Origin of the sequence: Bacteroides sp. HMSC067B03 (assembly GCF_001811315.1) — a bacterium.
Taxonomy (GTDB): Bacteria; Bacteroidota; Bacteroidia; order Bacteroidales; family Bacteroidaceae; genus Bacteroides; species Bacteroides faecis.
Genome location: NZ_KV804260.1, coordinates 38,108 through 44,228, shown reverse-complemented (window position 1 = coordinate 44,228; position 6,121 = coordinate 38,108). Strand labels below are relative to the sequence as shown.

Here is a 6,121-nt window from a genome sequence, read left to right as displayed (position 1 = left end):
AAGGGGATGTGCCTTAGTTTTGACACAGCCCCTCCTTTTATATATTAATCATTTTACTTCACTTCCTCAAATATAAAGTATATTGATAATCAGTTAGTTACTGTTATCAAGATACAAATGATATGCAAATGTAAGTATAAAACCATATAGAAAAAGTACAAATGGACATTACTTTGTATGATAACATCCTTTTCTACAGATTAAGGGTTAACACAATGTTATACTACTGATATTCAGCATATTGAAGCTGTTCTTCCTTGCATTCAACAAAGAGTGTTAAATTATATTAAATCCTACAGGGCAATTATGATTCGTGCAAAGATAATATTTTGCAGTCAAAGGAAGAAAGACTTCTTGAACCACTTCTATGGTTCTATACTTCTGTTTCTGACGTAAGCTGACCCGTACGGTTTTCGGGTTTTAGACGGACATATATACAGTTTACTTTAGGTTAGCATATATATAAGAGCTAACCAAGGTAAACTAAAGTGTTTTTGTCCTGTAGATACTGCACTTTGTGGACTCTTTTCTCCTTTGACTGCAAAAACCTCTTATAGCCTTATCTCCACCTATAACGTCACTTCACACTGCTGTACCATGCAGTCTGCCATGTACCACCCCATCGGGCTTTGATAAGAATTGTGTTGCAAAGGTACCTGTCATGGCGTTCATCCTGCAAGGTCGGTGCCTGTGGTTTGTCCGTGAAATCTCCACGCTCTGATTGTGGCAGAGGTAGTATTTGACGGCAAAACCTTGCATTGATGAGCCATAACACCTTTTGGGGCAACATAATTCTTTAATCAATCCCGATGGTAGTTGGTTCTACATAAGGGAAGAAAATAAAAATTTTATCTTATGGCTAACATTTGCGACACTCAGTACAAGGTGACAGGCTCACGCAAAGCCGTGGCAGACCTTTGGAACACACTCCAAGAGTTGGAGGTGAACAGTAATAATGTGTATCTGTATCTCTTGGCAGAACACTATGGCATTGACTACGAGAAGAAAGGCATCTCGGTGAGAGGACACATCTATTGGGCAGAGTATGAGGAGAACGTGGAAGACGATTATGCCCTCTTGTCCTTTGACACCGAAAGTGCTTGGTCTTCATGCGACTTGTTCTTTGAGGAGGTGAACAAGGCACTTGGCGATGAACTTTCAATCAGTTGGCGAGAGGTTGAGCCAGGTTGCGACATCTTCTATACGCACGATGAGAACGACTTCTTCCCCGAAGAGTGCTACGTCACTGCATACGGAGAACTCTTTGAGGATTGTGAGGGTGCTTACTCCACCTTTGGTGATGCTATCAAGTTGTGGTGTGAGAAGACTGGTGTCTCACAGGACGGAAGAAGCGAACAGAAGATGATTGACTTCATCAATGAATACGAGTATGAGGCAGAGGACACGAATTTCTGCATCAATCCAATCACATTCGGCTAACAAGGAGGAACGGATATGGCAACGATAGACATGGAGCAGTTGGACGGCGTTGTAGGGTGTTTCTGCACCTTGCTTTATCCCCGAAGAGGTCAGACAGAGGGAACGATTGTCGAGGACTTGGGTTGTGAGGTCATTGTCCAGCTCATCAACGGCAAGGAAGTGACGGAGTACAAGGATGATGTTGTCATCTGTGAATAATCAGGAGAGAGTCTGTTGGCTATGTGGCTTGCAGACTCTTTCTTCCTTTGACTGCAAAAACTCTTTTAGGACAATCCTCCAATGAGGTTATGGCTGTTGTAACTGAAATACCTTGGGAGCAAGTTGTGCGGTTTGCTCACTTGCTCCAGTCCTGTTATAGAAGCGATGCTTCGACACCTGTATAGCGATACGTCGCCAAAGTCCCTTCGCCGTTTTAAGCGTCTCTGTACCTTGTTATAGGAATGGTCATTTCGCCTTTTGGTTTTACTCGTCTGTCTTTTGCGACTCTTCCTTGTCGGACACAGAACTTGGTCTTAGCATGATGACAGTGCTATCGCCAATCCTCTGATGTCTGTCCTCTTTTGGCTTGATGCCTCTATTGCTAAGCTGACCCTTAGGCTTGTCGTTCATCGTGCATCAGTGTTCATGCTCCTCACTCTTCTGATGATACAGCTGTAAGGTCGGATTTCCCGCTTCGTTTCTCCAGGCATACAGCCATAGCAGTGCCCCTGTCTGTTGCATACGGATTGCCTCCTTGCTTACAACCTTTGTTCCATTGTTTGGCCCCGTCTTTTTCTGAATTGAGCTATTTGAAAGCCACTTATTTTTACCATGCAAAGGTAGCGTGATGCTGCGAAGGACTTCCTCCTTCTTGTGTGGCCGCTATCGCTGTGACCAATAAAATAGTGCGTAATCTTCCTTTTTCTCCCTTACCGCCAACGACAAAAAGAGTATTGCGAACGATTTTCATGGTGCTTCCCACATGGTGCCACATCCCTGCTTTTGAATGCATGTAAAAATTAAGTTTCACTTTTAAATTCAATTCAAAATGAAAAAGATCGAGAACAACTTCACAGTTTCAGGTTTCGTAGGTAAGGATGCAGAAATCCGTCAGTTCGCAAACGCCAGCGTAGCACGCTTCTCATTGGCAGTAGGCCGTCAGGAGAAGAACGGCGAGGAAACCAACCGCGTATCGGCTTTCATGAATATGGAGGCATGGCGCAAGAACGAGCACACCGAATCATTCGACAAGCTCACCAAGGGCACGTTGCTCACCGTCGAGGGTTTCTTCAAGCCAGAGGAGTGGACAGACAAGGATGGCGTGAAGCACTCCAGAATCATCATGGTTGCAACCAAGTTCTACGAGTGTCCCGACAAGGAGGAGACTCCTGCGGAAGAGCCGGCCAAGCCAGCAACCAAGAAAGGCAAGAAATAGCCTTTCCTCTCCATAACAAGGCGACCTTCGGGTCGCTTTTGTTTTGCTCAGGGACATCAATCTGCTGTTATAGCGTGTGATAATCTTCTCTAATAACAACCATGTGCATTTATTAACCATAACGGCAACGCCGTCTTCCTTTATTCTAACCACTTCGTCCCTCACCATTTGCGAAACGTCACCAAGATGGTTGGCATACAGATATTCCCGGCTGATGGCGACAAAGTCGCTATTAGCCAAGAAAGACAGTATGCCAAGGTCTGAACGCGAGAGGACTGCCATCTATGCCACAAGATGCCGAAGCCGAGGCTTCTGATAATTGTGTCCTTTACTGGCTATCCACTCGCCTTGATATTCAGACCGTCAATCTTGCGACAGCTTCACTACCCACCCACACCTGCTTTACTATTCTTCTTCTCTTTGACTGCAAAATATTTTCTGTTATAAGCGGTGGTTTCGTCCAAGTGCGTTGTATCGCTTCGCCCCACACCTTCAGAACGGCATTACTGTACGGACACCGCACGAATCCCATGTGACAGGCAGCCAACAATGTCACTATCAGAAACTGACACTTCTGATAACTGCCTTTATTGCTGTCTGGCTGTCCCATTATCGGGCTTCGGCAATGTCCGTGTAATGCCATTCTGCCCACCCATACCACCTTTACCACTAATCAACTGTTTTACAATTTCTCTTCTGCTATACAAGAGGCAGTTCTTGTCCACTCAGGCATATTGAATGTGGCAGACATGTCTGCTACGTCCAATCTGCCTCAGTGTCCTGCGGCAAGGACAAGGCACATTTGTCATGCTGACAGGAGTGCCCGATTTGTCCGTTGCGCAACTGTCTCTTCTTGCCTGATATACGTTACTATCTACTTCTAAATTATACTGCTTTGCCCCACGCCTTTGCGAAGCGTTACATGGTCTGTCGTCATACAGACATCCTTGGCTGATGGCAACACGTTGCTATTAGCCAAAGCTGACAGTATGCCGAAGTACCGACGCGAGAGAATTGTCTGTCCGTGCTACAAGCTATCAAGGCTGAAGCTTTGATGACTTGCATCCCGGTCAGCCAACACACTCGCTTTATGTCGGTACAGCAGACCTGCAAACACTTCACTGCCCACCCTTACTGTTTCAATCTTTCTTCTTACCTCTTTATATATAACACATCATTCCTCTTGCAGCCAATATCAATAATCTTCTTCCAATCAGCGCAGTGGTAGGCATATTTCCTGCAAAGTTAGCCGCGTCTGAGACAATCGTCAAATTCTGCTTGAGGTCTTGTGACTGTGAACAATCTTCCTTTTCCTCGGAAAAGAGTATTCTTCACACATAATTTGTCTTTATGTCTTTTCTTGCGGCTTGTGGGAGCAGAAAATATCCCTCCACAGGCTGAAAGGTCTCGAAAGGAGGGAAGAGAAAGAAACGGTTAAGCGAACGCAGAGGGAATTTATTCACTATGCTGAGCGTAAGTTTCTTCAACGTAGTTAAACAAGTCCAGCGACATGGGCGACAAACTTATTTGTATCACTAAAAATAGAAAGGCAATGAAGATTATCATCCTGCATGATGCTGACGCACGCATCGAGTATCTTGACGTAGCCGACCACCTTCTCGGCTCAGACATCGAGGAGTTCCTCACCAGACAGGGCTTCTCAGTGAACAACATCACATGGCTTGTCACATCGGCAGACCATATCCCAGTGGTTTACCACAAGTATGACATCGACTGCAAGACCGGCGAGGCAACCCACACCAAACGAGAGGCAGAACTGCAAGACCTCACTATCCACGGACAACTCCAGGCATTGCAGCACCGGGAGCAGGACGAGCTGAAAGCGGCTCTTCGCAAGTACGGCACGGAGGTGGACGGAGGCTTTGAGGTGCATTTCGAGGGAGAGCAGCCCATCGTGGCAGGTTATCTCTTTGACGAGCCTCGTGACATCGTCATAGACGCAGCACGTTTGGATGCCGACGGAAACTTGTCGCTTCTTGGAGAGGACAAGGAAGTGAGGGATGGACAATACGACATAGAGCCAAGCGACATATTTGGCGGTCAGTTGGACTATGTCACGTCGAGTATAGGTGCATGGATGAAGTAGGAGCATGTATGACCCAGTGCATCGTATATGACGAGACGACCAAGGAGAGCGAGACCTTTTGCTCATTGACCGCAGCCAAGAAGTGGATGCGAGAGCGCATCAAACAGAAGCATGAGGTAAGCGGACAGAAGTACAGAGTCTATTCCGACGGAGAGTTTGTTAATTGCGGCTCTATCAGTCTCACAGGCAGCAACAAGTCTTTTGTCGCCAATACAAGGCAGACGAAGAAAGGATATTAATAACAAGGTAACGGCAAGCCTAACCAACTTGCCACACATATATTGATATGGAAAAGCAAATATTGAGTTTTAATGACTTGCCATCAGCATTGTCATTAGTAATAAACAAGCTGGAGATTTTAGAAGAAAAGTTTTCCACACTAATGACTCAAATTCAGCCCGATAAGGGATTGGAATGGCTTAGTGTTTCCGAATTGAGTGAGTATCTCCCTACCCATCCAGTTGAACACACAATCTATTGTTGGACAAGCAATAAACAAATACCATTCCATAAGAAGGGGAAACGTATCATGTTCCTCAAATCTGAAATTGATGAGTGGATGCAAGATAACAAGAGTAGGTCACGAGCAGAAATTATGAATGAAGCAATAGCTTATGTTCAATCAACAAGAAAAGTCATTTAAATAACAAGGTAACGGCAAGTCTAACCAACTTGCCACTATAACATTTTCACATTATGATTTACACTCACACTATCGGACGCATCGGAGCAAAGGATTGCCGCGTCATCACAGGTACACACGGAACATTCATGGCTGTTGACATCGCAGTGGACGACTACAGTAAGGGCAAGCAAATCACCACTTGGGTAAGGGTGAAGAGCAGCAAGGAGAACCATATCCGTTTGGCTGAATACCTCACCAAGGGTCGTATGGTGCTTGTGGAAGGCACACTGACTTCTTCCATTTGGACAGACCGCAACGGAGAGAACCACATACAGCATAGCATCATAGCTGACTCCATCGCCTTTGTCAATGCAGGGAAGAAGGATGCAACCGACACACCTGCAACAAAGGCACGCAAGGCAGCCAAGGCAGAGGGCGAGGCTCCCGTACCGCCAGCCGATGCACCGCAGGACAAGAGCGAAGACCTTCCCTTCTGAGGGTAGTATCAACTGAGAGTAGTACGTACTAATCGTAG

10 protein-coding genes are annotated in these 6,121 nt (G+C 45.8%); 7 read left to right on the top strand and 3 right to left on the bottom strand.

The window, feature by feature from the left end; translation table 11 throughout:
* Window positions 1-577: 577 nt before the first annotated feature.
* Window positions 578-790 carry a hypothetical protein gene (locus tag HMPREF2794_RS27485; RefSeq protein ID WP_007837487.1) on the bottom strand — a complete coding sequence of 71 codons (213 nt, stop codon included), beginning with the start codon at window positions 788-790 and terminating at the stop codon, window positions 578-580.
* 65 nt (window positions 791-855) lie between these two features.
* On the opposite strand from HMPREF2794_RS27485, the gene HMPREF2794_RS02260 reads away from it, so the two are divergent.
* A complete protein-coding gene (locus HMPREF2794_RS02260; protein ID WP_005816332.1) occupies window positions 856-1,440 on the top strand; it encodes a hypothetical protein in 585 nt (194 codons plus the stop codon).
* Window positions 1,441-1,455: 15 nt separating this feature from the next.
* On the top strand, window positions 1,456-1,638 hold the full coding sequence (locus tag HMPREF2794_RS02255; RefSeq protein WP_004319908.1) for a hypothetical protein: 183 nt from the start codon (window positions 1,456-1,458) through the stop codon (window positions 1,636-1,638).
* A gap of 607 nt (window positions 1,639-2,245) precedes the next feature.
* Here HMPREF2794_RS02255 and HMPREF2794_RS02245 read toward each other — a convergent pair.
* Window positions 2,246-2,431 carry a hypothetical protein gene (locus HMPREF2794_RS02245; RefSeq protein ID WP_005816330.1) on the bottom strand — a complete coding sequence of 62 codons (186 nt, stop codon included), beginning with the start codon at window positions 2,429-2,431 and terminating at the stop codon, window positions 2,246-2,248.
* A 36-nt stretch (window positions 2,432-2,467) separates the two neighbouring features.
* Here HMPREF2794_RS02245 and HMPREF2794_RS02240 point away from each other — a divergent pair, with 36 nt between their 5' ends.
* Window positions 2,468-2,854, top strand: a complete 387-nt coding sequence (locus HMPREF2794_RS02240) for a single-stranded DNA-binding protein (RefSeq protein ID WP_004319910.1) — start codon at window positions 2,468-2,470, stop codon at window positions 2,852-2,854.
* A gap of 355 nt (window positions 2,855-3,209) precedes the next feature.
* On the opposite strand, the gene HMPREF2794_RS02235 is transcribed toward HMPREF2794_RS02240, so the two are convergent.
* Entirely contained in the window at window positions 3,210-3,524 is a 315-nt protein-coding gene (locus tag HMPREF2794_RS02235; protein WP_224204806.1) for a hypothetical protein, read from the bottom strand.
* 1,038 nt (window positions 3,525-4,562) lie between these two features.
* Between HMPREF2794_RS02235 and HMPREF2794_RS02230 the strand changes: the two genes are divergently transcribed.
* From HMPREF2794_RS02230 to HMPREF2794_RS02215, 4 genes are read left to right on the top strand one after another with little or no spacing between them, the layout of a single operon-like run.
* Window positions 4,563-4,961, top strand: coding sequence for a hypothetical protein (locus tag HMPREF2794_RS02230; protein WP_225651439.1), 399 nt, complete (start codon window positions 4,563-4,565; stop codon window positions 4,959-4,961).
* Window positions 4,949-5,200, top strand: coding sequence for a hypothetical protein (locus HMPREF2794_RS02225; RefSeq protein WP_007837480.1), 252 nt, complete (start codon window positions 4,949-4,951; stop codon window positions 5,198-5,200). The genes HMPREF2794_RS02230 and HMPREF2794_RS02225 overlap by 13 nt, the downstream gene beginning before the upstream one ends.
* Window positions 5,201-5,247: 47 nt before the next feature.
* The gene (locus HMPREF2794_RS02220; RefSeq protein ID WP_007837478.1) at window positions 5,248-5,604 is read left to right on the top strand and encodes a helix-turn-helix domain-containing protein; all 357 of its coding nucleotides are present in this window, start codon (window positions 5,248-5,250) and stop codon (window positions 5,602-5,604) included.
* Between the two features lie 53 nt (window positions 5,605-5,657).
* A complete protein-coding gene (locus tag HMPREF2794_RS02215) occupies window positions 5,658-6,083 on the top strand; it encodes a single-stranded DNA-binding protein (RefSeq protein ID WP_005816321.1) in 426 nt (141 codons plus the stop codon).
* Window positions 6,084-6,121: the final 38 nt, after the last annotated feature.